3 protein-coding genes are annotated in these 20,957 nt (G+C 76.5%); all 3 read left to right on the forward strand.

Annotated elements, in window-relative coordinates; genetic code table 11:
• Positions 1-4: 4 nt before the first annotated feature.
• Entirely contained in the window at positions 5-20,020 is a 20,016-nt protein-coding gene (locus BS75_RS36790; protein ID WP_034091316.1) for a non-ribosomal peptide synthase/polyketide synthase, read from the forward strand.
• 149 nt (positions 20,021-20,169) lie between these two features.
• Positions 20,170-20,373: an MbtH family protein gene (locus tag BS75_RS36795; protein ID WP_034091317.1), complete on the forward strand. Its 204-nt coding sequence runs from the start codon at positions 20,170-20,172 to the stop codon at positions 20,371-20,373.
• 70 nt (positions 20,374-20,443) lie between these two features.
• Positions 20,444-20,956 (forward strand): GNAT family N-acetyltransferase, encoded by a 513-nt coding sequence (locus tag BS75_RS36800; RefSeq protein ID WP_034091318.1) that lies wholly within the window; start codon positions 20,444-20,446, stop codon positions 20,954-20,956.
• The last annotated feature ends 1 nt before the right edge of the window (position 20,957 follow it).

The raw sequence follows: 20,957 nt of genomic DNA on the forward strand, positions 1-20,957 counted from the left end.
GACCATGACGCCTTCGAAGCGAGACCGCGCCGAGGCCCTGCCCGCGGACCTGCAGGAAGCGCTGCGCCGCCGACTGGCCGGACGGGCCGTCGGCGCGGCGGCCGCCGCCGGCCGTTCCATCCCGCGGGCCGACCGCTCCCGGCCGCTCCCCCTCTCGTTCGTCCAGCAGCGCCTCTGGTTCCTGGACCAGCTGCGGCCCGGCGACCCCCGCTACAACAGCGCCGTCGCGGTGCGGTTCACCGGGCCGCTGGCGCACGAGGCGCTCGCCGACGCCATCGCCGCCGTCGTGGCCCGCCACGAGTCGCTGCGGACCGTCTTCGAGGAGACCGACGGGCGGCCGGTGCAGCAGGTGCGGCCGGCCGGGCCGGTGCCGCTGCCGGTTCGCCGGGCGGCGGGACCGCAGGAGCTGGACGCGGTCCTGCTGGCGGAGTACTCCCGCCCCTTCGACCTCCGGCAGGGGCCGCCGTTGCGCGCCCTGCTGGTGCGCGAGTCCGACCGCTCGCACGTCCTGCTGCTGACCGCGCACCACATCGTCACCGACGGCTGGTCGATGGGCGTGGTCCTGGACGAGCTGTGCACCGCCTACGCGGCCCTGGCCCGGGGCGCGGCGCCCGAGCTGCCGCCGGTGGCCACGCAGTACCCCGACTTCGCGGTGTGGCAGCGCGAGCAGCTCTCCGGACCCCGGCTGGAGCAGGACCTCGCCCACTGGAAGGGCCGACTGGCCGCGGCGGTGGCGCCGGAGCTGCCGCTGGACCGCCCGCGGCGCGGCGAGGAGGCCGGTCCGGGCGCGGTCCACGGCTTCACCGTGCCCGCCCCGCTGACGGCGCGGCTGCGCGAGCTGGTGGCGCAGCAGCACACCACGCTGTACGTCGCCCTGGTCGCGGCCGCCCAGGCGCTGCTGGCCCGCTGGTCGGGCGGGACCGGCCGGGAGGACGTCACCGTCGGCTCGCTGACCCCCGGGCGCACGCGCACCGATCTGGAACGGGCCGTCGGCTGCTTCGTCAACACCGTGGTGCTGCGCACCCCGGTGGAGCGGTCCGGGTCCTTCCGCGAGCTGCTGGCGGCCACCGCCGACACCGTCAACGACTCCCTCGCCCACGGCGACACCCCCTTCGAGCGGCTGGTGGAGGCCGTGGGCGCGCCCCGGGAGGCGGGCCGCAACCCGCTGTTCGACGTGATGGTGCTGCTCCACCCCGCCCCGCCGGCCGCCACCGCCCCCGACGGGCTGGAGATCTCACCGGTCGAGATCCCCCAGCGGAGCGCCACCTTCGACCTGAGCGTGGAGTTCGTGCCGGACGGGGATCGACTGGCAGGCCTGCTGGAGTACCGCAGCGACCTGTTCGACGAGGCCACCGTCCGGCGGATGGCCGAGCAGCTGCTGCGGCTGCTGGAGGGCGCCGCGGCCGAACCCGACCGGCCGCTGGGCACCCTGCCGCTGCTCTCCGCGCCTGAGATCCACCGGGTGACGCGGGAGTGGAACGCCACCGGGCTCCCGGTCGAGGACACCACCTACCCCGAACTCCTCCAGCGCCGGGCCGCGCTGACCCCGGAGGCGCCGGCCCTGGTCGCCGGGGAGGAGCGGCTGGACTACGCGACGCTCAACACCCGCGCCAACCGGCTCGCCCACCACCTGATCGCGCTCGGGGCCGGTCCCGAGCGCCTGGTCGCGCTGCGGCTGCCGCGCACCGCCGACCTGGTCGTGGCGATCCTCGCGGTCTGGAAGTCCGGCGCCGGCTACCTGCCGCTCGACCCCGAGCTGCCGGCCGAGCGCCTCCGGTACCTGCTGGACGATGCCCGGCCGGCGCTGGTCCTGGACCAGGAGGCGCTGCGCGCGGTACCCGCCACCGGGCCGGACACCGACCCCGTGGACGCCGACAGGACCGCCCCGCTGCGCCCGGAGAACACCGCCTACGTCATCTACACCTCCGGTTCCACCGGCCGGCCCAAGGGCGTCCTGGTCCCGCACCGGTCGGTGGTGCACCTGCTGGCCGGCCACCGGGCCGGCTTCGTCGCCGAGGCGGGCGGCGGGCCGCTGAGGGTGGCGCTGACCGCCTCGTTCTCCTTCGACACCTCGCTGGAGGGCGTGCTGCTGATGGCCGACGGCCACCCGCTGCACCTGGTGGACGAGGTGACCCGGATGGATCCGGCGGCCCTGGTCGAGTACGTGGTCCGGCACCGCGTCGACTTCCTCGACGTGACCCCCTCCTACCTCGGGCAGTTGCTGCCCGCCGGGCTGCTCACCGATCCGCGGCACCGGCCGCGGGTGCTGATGCTCGGCGGCGAGGCGGTCGGCCCCCGGCTCTGGCGCGAGCTGGCCGGACACCCGGAGGTGGCCGCCTACAACTTCTACGGCCCGACCGAGTGCACGGTCGACGCCCTGGCCTGCCGGATCGAGGACGGGGACCGCCCGCTGGTGGGCCGTCCGCTGCCCAATGTCCGGGCCTACGTCCTCGACGACCGGCTCCAGCCGGTGCCGCCCGGCGTCGCGGGGGAGCTGTACCTGGCGGGCGAGCAGGTCGCCCGCGGCTACGCCGGCCGCCCGGGACCGACCGCCGCGCGGTTCACCGCCGACCCGTTCGGGCCGCCCGGCACCCGCAGGTACCGCACCGGAGACCTGGCGCGCTGGACCGCCGACGGACGCCTCGACTACCTCGGGCGCGCCGACGACCAGGTCAAGGTGCGGGGCCACCGGATCGAGCCGGGCGAGGTCGAGGCGGCCCTGCTGGACCTGCCGGAGGTCGGCACGGCCGCGGTCGTGGCCGTCCCCGACGTCCACGGCCACACCCGGCTGGCGGCCTACGTGGTCGCCGTCGCCGGCCGTACCGCACCCGCCGCCGCCGAACTGCGGGCGGCGCTGCGGCTGGTGCTGCCCGACCATCTGGTGCCCTCCTCCTTCACCGCGCTCGACCTGCTGCCGCTCACCACCAGCGGCAAGCTGGACCGCCGCGCCCTGCCCGCCCCCGACCCGGAGGGCGAAGGACGGCAGCGGGAGTTCGTCGCCCCGCGCACCCCGCAGGAGCAGACCCTGGCCGACATCTGGGCCGAGGTGCTGGGCGTGGCGAGGGTGGGGGTCACCGACAACTTCTTCGAGCTGGGCGGCGACTCGATCCTCAGCATCCAGGCGGTCTCCCGGGCCCGCGCCGCGGGCCTGCGGCTCAGCTCGCGCGACGTCTTCCGGCACCAGACCGTGGCCGACCTGGCCGCGGCGGCCGGGCGGACCGCCGCCCCGGCCGTCCCCGTGCGTCCGGAGGAGCACGGCCCCGCGCCGCTGACCCCCGTGCAGGAGTGGTTCTTCGCCACGCACGGCCCGCTGCGCCACTTCAGCATGTCGATGCTGCTCGACCTGGACCGCGACCTCGACGAGCGGGCGCTGGAGCAGGCGCTGGAGGCGGTGGTGGCCGCCCACCCGGCGCTGCGCACCCGGTTCGCCCGCAGCGCGGACGGCTGGCAGCAGGACCCCGGCGCGGGCCCGGTCGCCGGGCTGCTGACCCGCCACGGCCCGGCCGGTCCCGAGGCCGGTGCGGAAACGGCCGCTCGGGCCGCCGACGCGGCCCGCGCCGCCCTGGACCCGGCCACCGGCGCCCTGCTGCGCGCGGCGCTGCTGCGGCCGGCCGACCGGGCCCGGCCGCAGCTCTTCCTGACCGCCCATCACCTGGCCGTGGACAGCGTCTCCTGGCGGGTGATCCTGGCCGACCTGGCCCTGGCCTACCGGCGGGCGGCCGCGGGCGAGCCGCCGCAACTGGAGCCCGAGCACACCACGTTCACCGACTGGGCCCGCCGGTTCGCCGACCGGGTACGGGCCGGGGAGCTGGACGGCGACCTGCCGTACTGGACGGCCGAAGCCCTGGCGCCGCGGACCCCGCTGCCCGTCGACCACCCCGGCGCCGCCCGGGCCGGCTCCGTCCGCACCGTCCGCAGCCGGGTGGACCGCGCGACCACCGAGGCGCTGCTGCGCCGGGTTCCCGGGGTCTACCGCACCCAGGTCAACGACGTGCTGCTGAGCGCGCTGGGCCGGGTCCTCGCCGACTGGACCGGCGCCGGGCGGGTGACCGTCGCTCTGGAGGGCCACGGCCGCGAGGACCTCGGCGGCCCGGCCGACCAGGACGTCGATCTCTCCCGGACGGTCGGTTGGTTCACCAGCCAGTACCCGGTCACCCTCGCCCCGGTGGGGCCGCCCGGCGCGCCGGACTGGGCCGCCACGCTGAAGGCGGTCAAGGAGCGGCTGCGGGCCGTGCCCCGGCGCGGCCTGAGCTACGAGGCGCTGGCCCGGCTCGGCTCGCCGGAACCGTCCGCCCGGGCCCTGCGGGAGGCGCCGCTGCCGCAGGTGTCCTTCAACTACCACGGGCAGTGGGCGGACTCCGAGGGCGGGGACTTCGCCCCGGCCGGCGAGGCGCCCGGCCGGGACATCGCCCCCGAGGAGCGGCTCGACCACCTCCTCGACATCTCCGCCGTGGTGGCCGGCGGGGAGCTGGAGATCACCTGGCACTACAGCGACCAGGTGCACGAAGCGGCCACCGTCCAGGCCCTGGCGCAGGCCATGACCGCTGCGCTGGCCGGCATCGTCGAGCACTGCGCCCGCCCCGGCGCGGGCGGCCGCACCCCCTCCGACTTCCCGCTGGCCGGTCTCGACCAGGCCGGCCTGGACCGGCTGGTCGGCGACGGGCGGGAGGTGGAGGACCTGCTGCCGCTCACCCCGCTGCAGGAGGGCATGCTCTTCCACCGTCTGGTGGGCGGTCCCGACGACGTGTACCTCGACCAGGCCGCGCTGCTGCTGGAGGGCGTGAGCGACCCGCACGCCCTCGCCGCGGCCTGGCAGCGGGTGGCCGACCGCACGCCCGCCCTCCGCACCTCGGTGGTGTGGGAGGGGGTCCCCGCGCCGCTCCAGGTGGTGCACCGCGCCGTCCGGGTGCCGGTGGTCCAGCTGGACCTGCGGGCGGTGGACCCGGCGCAGCGGGCCGAGCGGCTGGACCGGGTGCGCGCCGAGGACCTCGCGCAGGGCCTCGACATCTCCGTGGCGCCGCTGATGCGGCTCACCCTGGTGAGGCTGCCCGAGGCGCGGGTGCAGCTGCTGTGGACCTCGCACCACCTGATCCTGGACGGCTGGAGCCTGGCCCAGGTGCTCACCGACGTGTTCGAGGAGTACGCGGCGCTCACCACCGGCGCCGGGTCCCGGCCGGCCGTGCGCCGGCCGTTCGGCGAGTACGTCCGCTGGCTGGCCGACCAGGACGCCGAGGCCGCCCGCGCGCACTGGCGGGGCGTCCTCGACGGCTTCGCCGCCCCGACCCCGCTGCCGGTCGACCGGGTCCGGCGCGGTCTCCACCGGAGCCGGTCGGCGGGCGTCCACACGGGCGGTCTCTCCGAGGAGGTGTCGCGGCAGCTGGCCCGCACCGCCCGGCAGGCCGGACTGACCCTGAGCACCGTGGTCCAGGGCGCCTGGGCGCTGCTGCTGTCCCGCTGCAGCGCCGAGCCCGAGGTGCTGTTCGGGACCACGGTCTCCGGCCGCCCCGAGGAGCTGGCCGGGGTCGAGTCGATGATCGGGATGTTCATCAACACCCTGCCCACCCGGGTCCGGGTGGACGGCGACCGCCCGGCCGTCGCCTGGCTCCGCGAGCTGCAGGAGGCGCAGGCCGAGGCCCGGCGCTTCGCCGCGGTGTCCCTCGCCGAGCTGACCGGCTTCAGCGAGGTGCCCTCCGGCAGCGCGCTCTTCGACAGCATGGTCGCCTTCGAGAACTACCCCTTCGACGAGGCCCGCACGGCCGGCTCGGGCGTGCGGCTGGCCGAGGTCTCCTCCCGCGACGCCACCAACTACCCGCTGGTGCTGCGGGCCTACCAGGGGGAGCGGTTCGGCTTCGACCTCGGCTACGACCCGGAGCTGTTCGAGGCCGCGACCGTGCGGGTCCTCGCCGGCCGGCTCTGCCTGCTGCTCACCGAGCTGGCCCGGGACCCGGACCGGCCGCTGCGCGCCCTGGCCTGGACCACCGCCGAGGAACGGCGCCGGCTGCTGGCCGACTGGAACGGCCCCGCGCAGGCCCGCCCCGCCGAGACCCTGGTGGACCTCTTCGAGGCCCAGGCCGCCCGCACCCCGCGGGCCGAGGCCGTGAGCTTCGGCGAGGAGCGCGTCGACTACGCCACGCTGGACGCGCGGGCCAACCGGCTGGCCCACCGACTGGCCGAACTCCACGCCTCGGCCGAACGGTTCGTGGCCCTCGCGCTGCCCCGCTCGGTCGACCTGGTGGTCGCCGTCCTCGCCGTCCTCAAGACGGGCGCGGCCTATCTGCCGATCGACCCGACGCTGCCCCCCGAACGCGTCGCCCAACTGCTGCGGGACGCCCAGCCGGTGGCGCTGGTGACGCTGTCGGCCGACGCCGGGGCCGAAGCCGGGGCGATCCGGGGCACCGGCGTGCCGGTGCTGTCGCTGGGCGAGGCCGAGGTGCGGGCCGACCTGGCGCGGCGTCCGGCCACCGCCCTCGCCCCGGACCGCCGCCCGCTGCCCGAGAACACCGCCTACGCCATCTTCACCTCGGGCTCCACCGGCCGCCCCAAGGGCGTGCTGGTGCCGCACGCCAACGTGGTGCGGCTGTTCAGCAGCACCCGGGACCGGTTCGGCTTCGGCGCGCAGGACGTGTGGACGCTGTTCCACTCCTACACCTTCGACTTCTCGGTGTGGGAGCTGTGGGGGCCGCTGCTGCACGGTGGCCGACTGGTCGTCGTCCCCGAGGACACCGCCCGTTCCCCCGAGGACTTCCTGCGGCTGCTGGCCGAGGAACGGGTCACCGTCCTCAACCAGACCCCGTCCGCGTTCTACCCGCTGGTGCGCGCCGAGGCCGAGCACCCCGAACTCGGGGACCGGCTGGCGCTGCGCACGGTGGTCTTCGGCGGCGAGGCGCTGGACGCGACCCGGCTGGTCGCCTGGTACGACCGCCACCCGGACACCGCCCCGCGGCTGGTGAACATGTACGGCATCACCGAGACGACCGTCCACGTCACCTGGGCCCCGCTGGACCTGGCGACGGCCCGGGCCGGCGGTCCGGGACCGATCGGCACCGGCCTCCCCGACCTGCGGGTGTACGTGCTCGACGCGGACCTGGCCCTGGTCCCCCCGGGCGCGGTCGGCGAGCTGTTCGTGGCGGGTGAGGGCCTGGCCCGCGGCTACCTGAACCGGCCCGGCCTGACCGCGACCCGCTTCCTCGCCGACCCCTTCGGTCGGCCCGGCACCCGGATGTACCGCACCGGCGACCGGGCCCGCCGGCGGGCCGACGGCACCCTGGAGTACCTGGGCCGCGCCGACCAGCAGGTGAAGATCCGCGGCTACCGGATCGAGCCCGGCGAGATCGAGGCCGCCCTGCACACCCACCCGGGCGTGGGCGCCGCCGCCGTGGGCGTGTACGAGGACGTCTCCGGCACCCGTCGGCTGGTGGCCCATGTCGTCGGCGGCGACCGCGCCGCCGCGCCCCCCTCCGCCGCCGAGCTGCGCGCGCACCTGGAACGGCTGCTGCCCGCGTACATGGTGCCCGCCGCCTACGTCCCGATGGCGGCGCTGCCGCTGACCGTCAACGGCAAGCTCGACCGGCGGGCCCTGCCGGCGCCCGGCCCGGACGGGTTCGCCGGCGGCCAGGACCGCACGGCCCCGCGCACCCGCGCCGAGCGGCTGGTGGCCACCGCCTGGGCGGAGGTCCTGCACCTGGAGGAGGTCGGCGCCGAGGACGACTTCTTCGCCCTCGGCGGCGACTCCATCCTCGCCATCCGGGTCACCTCCAGGCTGCGCGCGGCGTTCGGCGCGGAGGTCTCGCCGCGGCTGCTGTTCACCCACGCCAGGCTCGCCGACCTGGCCGCCGCCCTCCAGGGCGGCCCGGCGGCGGACGGGAGCCCGTCGCCCGAGGCCATCCCCGCCGCGGACCCGGACGCCGAGCCGCCGCTCTCCTACGCCCAGCAGCGGCTCTGGTTCCTCGACCGCTTCGAGCCCGGCAGCACCGAGTACACGACCCTGTCCGTGCTGCGGCTGCGCGGCCCGCTCGACGCGGGCGCCCTGGGCACCGCCCTGGACGGCCTGGTGGCCCGGCACGAGTCGCTCCGGACCACCTTCACCGAGCGGGACGGGCGCGCCCGGCAGGTCGTGCACCCGCCGCACCCGGTCGAGCTGCCGGTGGACGATCTCGTTGCCGCGCCCCCGGCTGCCCTCGACGCGCTGCTGGAACGCGTCGCCGCCACCCCGTTCGACCTGGCCGCCGGACCGCTGCTGCGGGCCCGGCTGGTGCGGCTCGCCGAGGAGGAGCACGTACTGGTGCTGGCGGTGCACCACATCGCCACCGACGGCTGGTCGATGGCCGTGCTGGGCCGGGACCTGGGCGAGCTGTACACCGCGGCGCACCAGCGCCGCCGCCCCGACCTGCCGGCCCTGCCGGTGCGCTACACCGACTACGCCGCCTGGCAGCGGGCCCGCACCGACCGGGCCGAGGCGGACCTGGCCCACTGGCGCGAGGTCCTGGACGGGCTGGTCCCGCTGGAACTGCCCACCGACCGGCCCCGCCCCGCCGTCCGCACCCGCGAGGGCGCCCTGGTGACCTTCACCCTGCCGGCCGGGCTGATCGGACGGCTGCGCGAGCGCGGCCAGGAGGCCGGAGCCACCCTCTACATGACCCTGCTGACGGCCTGTCAGATCATGCTGTCCCGCTGGGCCGGCCAGCAGGACGTCGCCGTCGGCACCGTCGCCTCGGGCCGGGAGCGGCCCGAACTCAACGACGTGGTCGGCATGTTCGTCAACACCCTGGTGCTCCGCGGCCGGGTGCGGCCGGAGCTGACCTTCCGCCAGCTGCTGGCCGAGTCGCGGGCCACGGTGCTGGCGGCCTTCGCCCACCAGGAGGTGCCCTTCGAACGGCTGGTGGACGCGCTCCAGCCGGAGCGCGACACCAGCCGCACGCCGCTGTTCCAGGTTATGGTGGCGCTGCACAACCTGGGCTCCGAGCTGCCCGTGCTGCCGGGCCTCGACGTGGAACCGGTGACGCCGCCGATCCGCCACGCCCTCTTCGACCTGGCCTTCGACTTCGTCGAGCAGGACGGCGGACTGACCGGGTACCTGGAGTACAACACCGGCCTGTTCGACGCCGGCACCGCCGAGCGGCTGACCGCGCTGCTGCGGGTCCTGCTGGAGGCCGCGGCCGAGGACCCGGACCGCGCCGTCGGGGCGCTGCCGCTGATGACGGCCGAGGAGCAGCGGCAGGTGCTCCGGCAGGGGCGCGGCGAGCTGCTGCCCGTGCCGGACAGCACCTTCCCGGCCCTGTTCGAGGCGCGGGCCGCCCGCACCCCGCGGCTCACCGCCCTGGTGGCCGCGGACGCCACCCTCGACTTCGCCGGCCTGAACGAGCGGGCCAACCGGCTCGCCCGCCACCTCGTGGCCCTGGGCGCAGGGCCGGAGCGGGTGGTCGCGGTCCGGCTGCCGCGCACCTCGGAGCTGCTGGTGGCGGTGTTCGCGGTGCTCAAGGCGGGCGCCGTGCTGCTCTGCGTCGACCCGGAGCTGCCCGAGGAGCGGGTCGGCTTCCTGCTCCGGGACGCCCGGCCGCAGACCGTGCTGACGGCCGAGGCGCTGCGCCAGGCGCCCTGGGAGCAGTTGCCCGCCCACGACCTCACCGATGCCGACCGGCTGGCCCCGCTGCACCCGGCCAACACCGCCTACATCGTCTACACCTCCGGCTCCACCGGCCGGCCCAAGGGCGTCGCGGTGGAACACCGGCAGCTGGTCAACCTCTGCCAGGACCACCAGGAGGGACTGGTCGCGCCGCACACCGCGGACGGGCGGAGGCTGCGGGCCGCGCTCAGCGCCTCGTTCTCCTTCGACACCAGCTGGGAGGGCCCGCTGCTGCTAGCGCTCGGCCAGGAGCTCCACCTCATCGACGAGGACACCCGGCTGGACCCGCAGGCCTTCTGCGACCGGATCGCCGAACGCGGCCTGGACCTGGTCAACGTCACCCCCTCCTTCCTGCGCGAGCTCACCTCCGCCGGGCTGCTGGCACCGGGCCGGCACCACCCGCGGCTGCTGCTGGTGGGCGGCGAGGCCGTCTCCGCCGCCGCCTGGCAGGAGCTGGGTGCGGCGCAGCAGATCGGCGTCACCGCCTACAACATGTACGGGCCCACCGAGTGCACCGTCGACGCCGTCTACGGCCGGTGCGCGGACGGGCCGGACCGCCCGGTGATCGGCCGTCCCGGCCGCAACCTGCGGGCCTATGTGCTCGACGGCGCGCTGCGCCCGGTGCCGCCCGGCGTGCCGGGGGAGCTGTACCTGGCCGGGGCGCAGGTGGCCCGCGGCTACCTCGACCGGCCCGGGCTGACCGCCGCCCGCTTCCTGCCCGACCCGTTCGGGCGGCCCGGCACCCGGATGTACCGCACCGGCGACCTGGCCCGCTGGGACGCGAGCGGGCTGCTGGAGTTCCTCGGCCGGGTCGACGAGCAGGTCAAGATCCGGGGGTTCCGGATCGAGCCCGGCGAGGTGGAGGCCGCCCTGCTGGAGCACCCGGACATCGCCGACACCGCGGTCACCGCCCGCGAGCACGCCGGCCGGCTGATGCTCGTCGGCTACCTGGTGCCGACGGGGGACCGGGTCCCGCCCGCCGAGGAGCTGCGGGTCCTGCTGCGGCGCACGCTGCCCGACCACATGGTGCCGGCCGCGTTCGTCCCGCTGGACCGGATCCCGCGGACCACCGGCGGCAAGACCGACCGCCGCGCGCTGCCCGCCCCGCCCGCCCAGCCCGACGGCGCCGCCGTCCACGTGGCGCCGCGACCCGGTACCGAGACCTGGCTCGCCGCGATCTGGGCCGAGGTGCTGGGGGTGGACCGGGTGGGCGCGCAGGACAACTTCTTCGGGCTCGGCGGCGACTCCATCCTCAGCATCCAGATCGTCGCCCGCGCCCGTGCCGCCGGGCTCGCCCTCACCACCAAGGACGTCTTCCGGCACCAGACCGTCGCCGAACTCGCCCTGCAGGTGGGCGAGGTGGCCACCCGCCCGGAGGCCGGTGCGGACACCCCGCCCGCCGAGGCGCCGCTCACCCCGATCCAGCACTGGTACCTCGACGGCCGGAGCCCCGGCGACGCGCTGCGCTTCACCATGACCCAGCGCCTGGAACTGGCCCCCGGCACCGATCCGTCGGCCCTGGGCCGGGCGGCCCTGGCCCTGGTGCAGCGCCACCCGGCCCTGCGCACCCGGTTCCGCAGTACCGCCGCCGGCTGGCGCCAGGAGCTGACGGACCCGGCGCCGGAGGCGGTCCTCACCCGGCACGAGGCGGCCGCGCTGGACCCGGTGGCGCTGGAGGCGGAGGTGCAGCGCGCCACCGAGCTGGCCCAGTCCTCGCTCGACCCGGTCGCCGGCCGGACGGTCCGGATCCTCTTCTTCGACCGCGGCGCGGAGCAGCCGGGCCAACTGGTGCTCACCATCCACCACCTGGCCGTGGACGGCGTCTCCTGGCGGATCCTGCTGGCCGACTTCGAGACGGCGTACCGGGCGGCAGCGGCCGGCGGCTCCGCCGAACTGCCGGTGGCGGGCAGCTCCTACGGCCGCTGGGCCACCCGCCTCGACGAGTACACCCGCTCCGGCGCCCTGGACGCCGACACCGGCTACTGGCAGCGCACCGGCGCGGCCCCGGCGGCCCTGCCCGCCGGCCGGCCGGGGCCCAACACCCACGGCGCCGCCGCCACCGTCACCGTGGCCCTGGACGCCGAGTCGACCGACGCCCTGTTGCGCGACGTCCCCGAGGTCTACCGCACCCAGGTGAACGACGTCCTGCTCAGCGCGCTGGGCCGGACCCTGGCCCGCTGGTGCGGGCGCGAGACCGTCCTGGTCGGCGTGGAGGGGCACGGCCGCGAGGACCTCTTCGAGGACCTGGACCTCTCCCGGACGGTGGGCTGGTTCACCGCCGAGTTCCCGCTCGCCCTGACCGTCGACCCGGAGGCCGGCTGGCACGACACGCTGCGCTCGGTCAAGGAGCAGCTGCGCGCGGTACCGCTGCACGGGCTGAGCCACGGCGCGCTGCGCCACCTGCTGCCGGGCAGCCCGCTCGCGGGTGCGCGGGCCCCGCAGATCGGCTTCAACTACCACGGCCGGTTCGAGACCGGCGGCCCCGACGGGAACGGCCTGTACCGCGGCGCGCTGCCCCCGGCCGGCCGTGACACCGACCCGGAGGAGCCGCGCCCCTACCTGCTGGACATCACCGGGGCGGTCGACCACGGCCGCCTGGAACTGGGCTGGACCTACCCGGCGGCCGTCTACGACGAGGCCACCGTCCGCGGCTTGGCCGAGGAGCTGTGCGCCGCCCTGCGCGAGATCGTGGCGCACTGCGCCCTTCCCGGGGCGGGCGGCCGCACCCCGTCCGACTTCCCGCTCGCCGGACTGACCCAGGAGCAGTTGGACGGACTCGTCGGTGACGGGCGGGAGGTCGCCGACGTCCTGCCGCTGACCCCGCTGCAGTCCGGGATGCTCTTCCACGGGCTGGTCGACACCGAGGGTGCCTACTTCGACCGGACCGCGGTGCGGTTGGCCGGGGTGGCCGACCCGCGCGCCTTCGCCGAAGCCTGGCAGCGGGTCGCCGACCGGACGCCGGCCCTGCGGACCAGCGTGCACTGGCGGGGCCTGCCGCACCCGGTCCAACTGGTGGCGCGGCAAGCCGAGTTGCCCGTCACCCAGCTGGACTGGCGCGGGCTGGCGCCCGAGGCGCGGGCGGCGGAGACGGAGCGGCTGCTGGCCGCGGACCGGGCCGCGGGTCTGGAGCTGACCACCGCGCCGCTCACCCGCCTCACCCTGGCCGCGCTGCCCGGTGACGAGCTGCTGCTGCTCTGGTCCACCCACCACCTCATCCTGGACGGCTGGAGCACCGGGCAGCTGCTGACCGAGGTGTGCGAGGAGTACGCCGAGCGCGCGGTCGCGGTGAACGGCCCCCGGGCGACCGCGCCGGTCCGGCGGCCCTTCGCGGACTTCCTGCGCTGGCTGGCCGACCAGGACGGCGCCGCCGCCGAGCGGCACTGGGCCCGCCACCTGGGCGGCTTCACCGCGCGCACCCCGCTGCCGTACGACCGCGCGCCCGGCCGGGCGCACCGCGCCCGCTCCACCGCGACCGTCTCCCAGGAGCTGGACGGGGACCTCTCCCGGCGGCTGCGGGAGCGGGCGGCGGCGGCCGGACTGACCGTCAACACCGTGCTGGAGGGCGCCTGGGCGCTGCTGCTGGCGCGCTACAGCGGCAGCGAGGACGTGGTGTTCGGCACCACCGTGTCCGGGCGGCCGGCCGACCTGCCCGGCGTCGAGTCGATGGTCGGCATGTTCATCAACACCGTGCCGACCCGGATCCGGATACCCGCCGGCGGGGTGCTGCCCTGGCTGCGGGAGCTCCAGCAGCGGCAGAGCGACGGCCGCTCCTTCGACCACCTGGCGCTCTCCCGCATCCAGGCGCTGAGCGAGGTGCCGGCCGGCGAGGCGCTGTTCGACAGCATGGTGGTGTTCGAGAACTACCCCGTCGACGAGTCGGTCGCCGCCAGGACCGGTGTGCGGGTGGTGGAGGTGCGCGCCGACGACGCCACCACCTTCCCCTGGTGCCTGCGCGCCCACCTGGCCGAGCGGCTCGGCCTCGACCTGGCCTACGACCCCGCGCTGTTCGAGCGGGCCACGGTGGAGCGCGCGGTGGAGCGGCTGACCGTGCTGCTCACCGCCCTCGCCGCCGGCCTCGACGGCGACCTCGGCGACCTGGAGCCGCTCACCCCGGCCGACCGGGAGCTGCTGGCCTCCTGGGACACCACCGCCCGCCCGGCCGCACCGGACAGCCCGGTGCGGATCTTCGCCGAGCAGGTCCGCCGCACCCCCGGGGCCGTCGCGCTGCGGGACGGCGACCGCGAGCTCGACTACCGCCGACTGGACGACTGGTCGGACCGGCTGGCCGCCCGGCTGGTGGCCGAGGGACTGGCGCCCGAGGGCCGGGTGGCGCTGCTGCTGGACCGCTCGGCCGAACTGGTCGTCGCCCAGCTGGCCGTCCTCAAGGCCGGCGGCGCCTACCTGCCGGTGGACGTCCGGGCCCCCGAGGAGCGACGCCGGCTCCTGCTCGACCAGGCGGGCGCCACCGTCCGGCTCACCGCCGGGGACGTCGCCGCCGCGGCCCACGGAGCGGACGTCCGCCCGGCGGGCGGCCCGGCCCGGCCCGGGTGGCCGGCCGACCCCGACCGGCTGGCCTACGTGATGTTCACCTCCGGCTCCACCGGGGAGCCCAAGGCGGTCGCGGTGCGGCACCGCGACGTGGCCGCACTGGCCACCGACAGCCGCTTCGCCGACGGCAGTTGCGCCCGGGTGCTGCTGCACTCGCCGGTCGCCTTCGACGCCGCCACCTTCGAGGTGTGGGCGCCGCTGCTGAACGGCGGCTGCGTGGTGGTCGCCCCCGAGGGGCCGGTGGACGCGGCGCTGCTGCGGCGGCTGGCCGGCGCCGACGGGCCGACGGCGCTGTGGCTCACCGCGGGCCTCTTCCGGCTGCTGGCCCAGGACGCGCCGGACTGCTTCGCGGGCCTCCGCCAGGTGTGGACCGGTGGTGACGTGGTGCCCGCCGCCGCCGTCCGCCGGGTCCTGGCCGCCTGCCCGGGCCTGGTCGTGGTGGACGGCTACGGGCCCACCGAGACCACCACCTTCGCGACCTCCTTCGCCCTGGCGGACCCTTCGGCGGTGCCGCACACCGTGCCCATCGGCCACCCGCTGGACGACATCCGGGTGCATGTGCTCGACCGCCGGCTGCGGCCCGTCCCGCCGGGCTGCGCGGGAGAGCTGTTCGTGGCCGGGGAGGGCGTGGCGCGCGGCTACCTGGGCCGGCCCGGCGCGACCGCGGCGCGGTTCATCGCCGACCCGGCCGGCCCGGCCGGCGCCCGGATGTACCGCACCGGCGACCTGGCCAGGCGGCGGCCGGACGGCGCCGTCGAGTTCCTGGGCCGCGCGGACGAGCAGGTGAAGATCCGCGGGTTCCGGGTGGAACCCGGCGAGGTGGCGGCGGCGCTCGCCGGGCACCCGGACGTCACCGACGTCGCCGTCCTCGCCCGCGAGGACCGGTCCGGCGCCCGGCAGCTGGTGGCCTACGTGGTCGGCCCCGCCGGCGAGGACCCGCAGCAGCTGCGGGCCTTCGCCGCACGGACCCTGCCCGACTACCTGGTCCCCGCCGTCTTCGTCCCGCTCGCCGCGCTCCCGCTGAGCCGCAACGGCAAGGTGGACCGGGTGGCCCTCCCGGCGCCGGACCCGGACCGGGCCGCCGGGCGCCGCGAGCGGGTCGCGCCGCGCACCGAGGCCGAGCGCCGTACGGCCGAGGTCTTCGGGGAGGTGCTGGGAACGCTGCCGCCCGGTGTCGAGGACAGCTTCTTCGAGCTGGGCGGCGACTCCATCCTCAGTATCCGGCTCGCCTCCCGGCTGGCCGAGGCCTTCGGCGCCGACATCACGCCCCGGGAGGTGTTCAGCCGGCCCACGCCGGCCGGGCTGGCCGGGCTGCTCACCCTGGGGAACTCCGCAGGATCCGGCCGCCCCGCCATCCTCCCGGTCGCCCGCGAGGGGGCGGCGCCGATGTCCTACGCGCAGCAACGCCTCTGGTTCCTGGAGGAGTTCGCGCCCGGCGGCGCCGAGTACGTCACCTCGCTCGCGCTGCGCCTGCGCGGCAGGCTGGACGTCGACGCCCTCGGCGCGGCCCTGAGCGCCCTGGTGGCCCGCCACGAGTCGCTGCGCACCACCTTCGACAGCGTGGACGGGGACGGCGTCCAGCTGGTCCGTCCGGCGCGGAGCGTGCCGCTGCCGCTGCACGACCTGTCCGGGGAGGACCGGCAGCCGGCGCTGCGCCGACTGCTGTCCGCGGAGCGCGCCCGCCCCTTCGACCTGCGCGGGGGACCGCTGCTGCGGGCCGCCCTGGCGCGGCTGGCCGAGGAGGAGCACGTGCTGGCCCTCACCCTGCACCACATCGTCACCGACGGCTGGTCCAGCTCGGTCATCCTGACCGACCTGGCCCACTTCTACCGCGCCGAACTCGACCCGGCCGAGCCCCCGCTGCCGCCGCTGCCGGTGCAGTACGCCGACTACGCGCACTGGCAGCGCACGGCCGGCGCGGCCGGTACCGAGGACCAGCTGGGCTACTGGAAGCAGCAGTTGGCGGGCATCGAGCCGCTCCAGCTGCCCACCGACCGGCCCCGGCCCGCGGTGCGCACCAGCAGCGGAGCCACCGCCCGGCTGGAGGTGCCGGCCGCGACCGCCCGCCGTCTGGCCCAGGTCGGCCGGGCACAGGGCGCCACCCTGTTCACCACGCTCGTCGCCGCGGCCCAGGCCTTCCTCGGCCGCCTCGGCGGGGACACCGACATCGCCGTCGGCACCGTCACCTCCGGCCGCGACCGGGCGGAGACGGAGCACCTGGTCGGGTTCTTCGTCAACACCCTGGTGCTGCGCTCGCGGGTCGAGGCGCAGCAGCCCTTCACCGGGTTCCTCGCCGGGGTGCGGCGGACGGTGCTGGACGCCTTCGCCCACCAGGACGTGCCCTTCGAACGGGTGGTGGACGAGGCGCACCCGGTCCGCGACACCAGCCGCAGCCCGCTCTTCCAGGTCATGGTCGTCCTGCAGAACACCCCGGTGGCCGACCTCGACCTGCCCGGCCTCGGCGTCACGGATGTCGAGACCGAGCTGGAGCAGGCCGCCTTCGACCTCACCCTGGAGTTCGCCGAGACGGACTCGGGCGCGCTGCACGGCCTGATCACCTACAACACCGACCTGTTCGACGCGGCCACGGCCGAGCGGATGGCCGACCAGCTCGGCACCCTGCTGGCCGCCGTCGCCGAGGACCCCGAACGCCCCGTCGGCGCGCTGCCGCTGACCTCCGAGGAGGGGCTGAAAGCCCTGCTCGACCAGGCCCGGGGCAGCTTCCGCCCGGTGCCCGAGGCGACCCTGCCGGAGCTGTTCGAGCGCCAGGCGGCCCGCACGCCCGACGCGGTGGCGCTGCTGGACGGTGATCGCGAACTGAGCTACGCGGAGCTGGACCGGGCGGCCAACCGGCTGGCCCACCGGCTGATCCGCCGGGGGGTGGGCCCGGAGCGCCTGGTGGCCCTGGCCCTGCCCCGCACCGCCGCGGTGGTGGTGGCGCAGCTCGCGGTCGCCAAGGCGGGCGGCGCCTTCCTGCCGGTGGACCCGGAGTACCCGGCGCAGCGCCGGGAGTTCATGCTGCGGGACTCCGGCGCCTGGCTGGTCCTCGACGACCCGGCCGAGGTGTGGGCCGCGGACGGGGCGCCGACCGCGCCCACGGACGCCGACCGCACCGCCGCGCTCGGCACCGCGCACCCCGCCTACGTCATCTACACCTCCGGGTCGACCGGCACCCCCAAGGGCGTGGTGGTCACCCACCGCGGACTGGCGGGCTTCGCCGCGGCCGCCGCCGAGCAGTACGCCGCGGGCCCGGGCGACCGGGTGCTGCAGTTCGCCTCGCCCAGCTTCGACGCCTCGGTGCTTGAGCTGTGCACCGCACTGCTCAGCGGGGCCGCGCTGGTCACCGGTGAGGAGGGACCGCTGGTCGGCGAGCGGCTGGCGGAGGTGCTCGCCGACCGGAGGATCACCCACACGCTGATCCCCCCGGCGGCGCTGGCCACCGTGGAGCCGGAGACGGCCGGTGAGCTGCCCGCGCTGCGCACCCTGATCGTCGGCGCCGAGGCCTGCCCGGCGGACCTGGTGGACACCTGGGCCCCCGGCCGCCGGATGATCAACTCGTACGGTCCCACCGAGGCCACCGTGGTCGCCAGCTGGACCGGCCCGCTCGCACCGGGCACGGGTACGCCGCCGATCGGCCGCCCGGCCGGCGCCACCCGCGCGTACGTCCTGGACGCCGCGCTGCGGCCGGTGCCGCCGGGCGTGACCGGGGAGCTGTACGTGGCCGGTCCCGGCCTGGCCCGGGGTTACCTGGGCCGGCCGGGGCTGACCGCGGCCCGCTTCCTGCCCGACCCGTTCGGCGCGGAGGCCGAGGGCGGCGGGCGGATGTACCGCACCGGCGACCTCGCCCGCCGGGACGCCGACGGCGAGCTGCGCTTCGCCGGGCGCGCGGACGAGCAGATCAAGCTGCGCGGCTTCCGGATCGAGCCGGGCGAGATCGAGAGCGCGCTGCGCCGCAGCCCCCTGGTGCGGGACGCGGTCGTCACCGTGCGGACCGACCCGCCCGGGGCCGGGGCGGCGGCCGGGCCCGCCCGGCTGGTGGCCTACATCGTCCCGGCGGAGGAGTCCGCCGGACCGCTGCCGGACCGGCTGCCCACCGGGGACCTGCGCGGGTACCTGGCCGGGCTGCTGCCGCCGCACATGGTCCCCTCGGTGTTCGTGCCGCTGGAGCGGCTGCCGCTCACCCCGAACGGCAAGACCGACCGGCGGTCCCTGCCCGAGCCCGGCCCCGCGCAGGCGGGCAGCGGGTCGCGGGTGGCCCCGCGCACCGAGACCGAACGCCGGATCGCCCGGATCTGGGCCGACGTGCTGGGCGTCGAGGAGATCGGCGCGGAGGACAACTTCTTCGTCCTCGGCGGCGACTCCATCCTCAGCATGCAGGTGGTCTCGCGGCTGCGCCGGGACGGCCTGCACCTGGCGACCCGGGACCTGTTCACCCATCAGACCCTGGCGGAGCTGGCCACCGTCGTCCGGGACGCCCCGCTGCGCGACGGCGGAGGACCGGTCACCGGCGAGGTGCCGCTCACCCCGATCCAGGAGTGGTTCCTGACCACCCCGCGCGCCGCCCACCACCACTTCAACCAGTCGAGCCTGCTGGAACTCGGCGCCCCCGCCGACCCGCAGGCGCTGACCACCGCGCTGGAGGCGCTGCTGGAGCACCATGACGCGCTGCGGATGCGGTTCACCCGGCAGGAGGAGGGCTGGCGCCAGTTCAACCCGCCGCCGGCCCCCACCGAGGGCCTGCTGGTCCGCCACGACCTGAGCGGCCTCCCCGCCGAGCAGGCCGAAGCGACGCTGGCCGAGGCCGCCGACCGACTGCACGCCGGCTTCGACCTGGCCCGCGGCCCGCTGCTGCGCGCGGCCCTGTTCACCGGCGGTCCCGGCCGGCCGGACCTGCTGCTCCTGGTCGCCCACCACCTGGTCGTCGACGCCGTCTCCTGGCGGGTCCTGCGCGACGACCTGGAGAGCGCCTACCGGCAGGCCGCCCGGGGCGGACCGGTCAGCCTCGGGGAGCGCGGCACCTCCTTCCGGGAGTGGGCGCGGAAGCTCGCGGCCCATGTGGCCGAGGGCGGCCTGGACCACGAACTGCCCTACTGGGAGCAGGCGGTGACCGCCGGGACGCCCCGGCCCGACCTCCCCGCCGGGCCCTGGCCGGCCGAGACCGCGGCGGTGACCGTGGAACTGGGGGAGGCGGACACGACAGCCCTGCTGCGCGCCGCGCCGACGGCGTACCGCACCCGCGTCAACGACGTGCTGCTGGCCGCCCTCGCCCTGGCGCTGGCCCGCTGGACCGGGCAGGAGCGGGTCCGCCTCGACCTGGAGGGACACGGCCGCGAGGAGCTGATCGACGGCACGGACCTCTCCCGCACGGTCGGCTGGTTCACCACCGTCCACCCGGTCGCCTTCCAGGTGCCCGACCCCGAGGAGTTCGGCCCCGACCGCGACTGGCGCCTGCTGGTCAAGTCGGTCCGCCGCCAGTTGCGCGAGGTGCCGGGCAACGGTCTCGGCTTCGGCGCCCTGCGCACCTTCGGCTCGCCCGAGGCGCGCAAGCGGCTGGCGGCCGGGGCGCAGAGCGAGGTGGTCTTCAACTACCTCGGCCAGTGGGACGCCCGCCCGGAGGTCTCCGAGGGCGGCCTGGTCCGTGCCGAGCAGGGCTCCTTCGGGCAGGACCACGATCCCCGGGACGGCGGCTCGCACCTCGTGGAGGTGGTGGGCGCGGTGCAGAACGGGCGGCTCGCCTTCACCTGGCACCACCGCCCCGCCGTCCACGACACGGCGGCCGTCCGCCGGGTGGCCGAGGAGTTCGCCGAGGCGCTGCGCCACATCGCCCGGCACGCCCGAGGGAGCCGGTGACGGCCCTCCGGGCCCCGGTCCGGCCGCGGCCGGGAGCCGTCCGGCCGGCCCGCGGCCCTCCGCCGGGGCGACCGGCAGGGAGCAGCGAGCAGTGACCACAGAGCCAGCGACACAGACCGGCGACCGCCGGTGAGGAAGAGGGGAACGCCATGGACGAGAACACCCGCTACCAGGTGCTGCGCAACGACGAGGAGCAGTACTCGCTCTGGCCGGCCGACCTCGACGTGCCCGCGGGCTGGCAGCCGGTCGGCAAGGAGGGCACCGAGGCCGAGTGCTCCGCCCACGTCGACGAGGTCTGGACCGACATGCGCCCGCGGAGCCTGCGCGAGCGGATGGCCGACACCGAAGCCTGACCGGCCGGAAAGACGGGGCGCCGGTCGCAGATCGCCGTCCGGCGCCCGCCCACACCCTAGGGAGACCGCCATGACCCCCGTTCTGCGCACCGAGCACCTGGAATTCGTTCCCTACCGACCCGAGGACGAGGACGCGTTCGTCACCCTGCTGCGCAACGAGCAGGTGTGCCACTGGATGGGCCAGGACCTCTCGCCCGAGCCGGAGGTCCGCAGGCTGTTCGGCCTGCTCCAGACCGAGGTGTATCCGAAGGAGATGTTCGACGTGTGGGGCCTGTGGCTGGACGGCACGTACGTGGGCCACGCCGAGGTGAAGAAGACGGGAAACGTCGAAGGCTACGAGCTGATCGCCGCGCTCGCCCCCGAGTACTGGGGCCGGGGACTGGGCACGGAGGTGGTCGGCGGCCTGCTGCGCCACGCCGCCGACCACCTCGGGGTCGCGGAGGCCTACGGGATGGTGGGCGCGGAGAACGCCGCGAGCCTGGCGCTGTGCCGCCGCATGGGTTTCCGGCACCTGCGCGACGTGGTCGCCGAGGACGGCACGGTGACGAAGCTGCTGGTGGTCTCCACGGCGGTCCCGGCGTGAG

The organism is Streptacidiphilus albus JL83, assembly GCF_000744705.1.
GTDB classification, from domain to species: Bacteria; Actinomycetota; Actinomycetes; order Streptomycetales; family Streptomycetaceae; genus Streptacidiphilus; species Streptacidiphilus albus.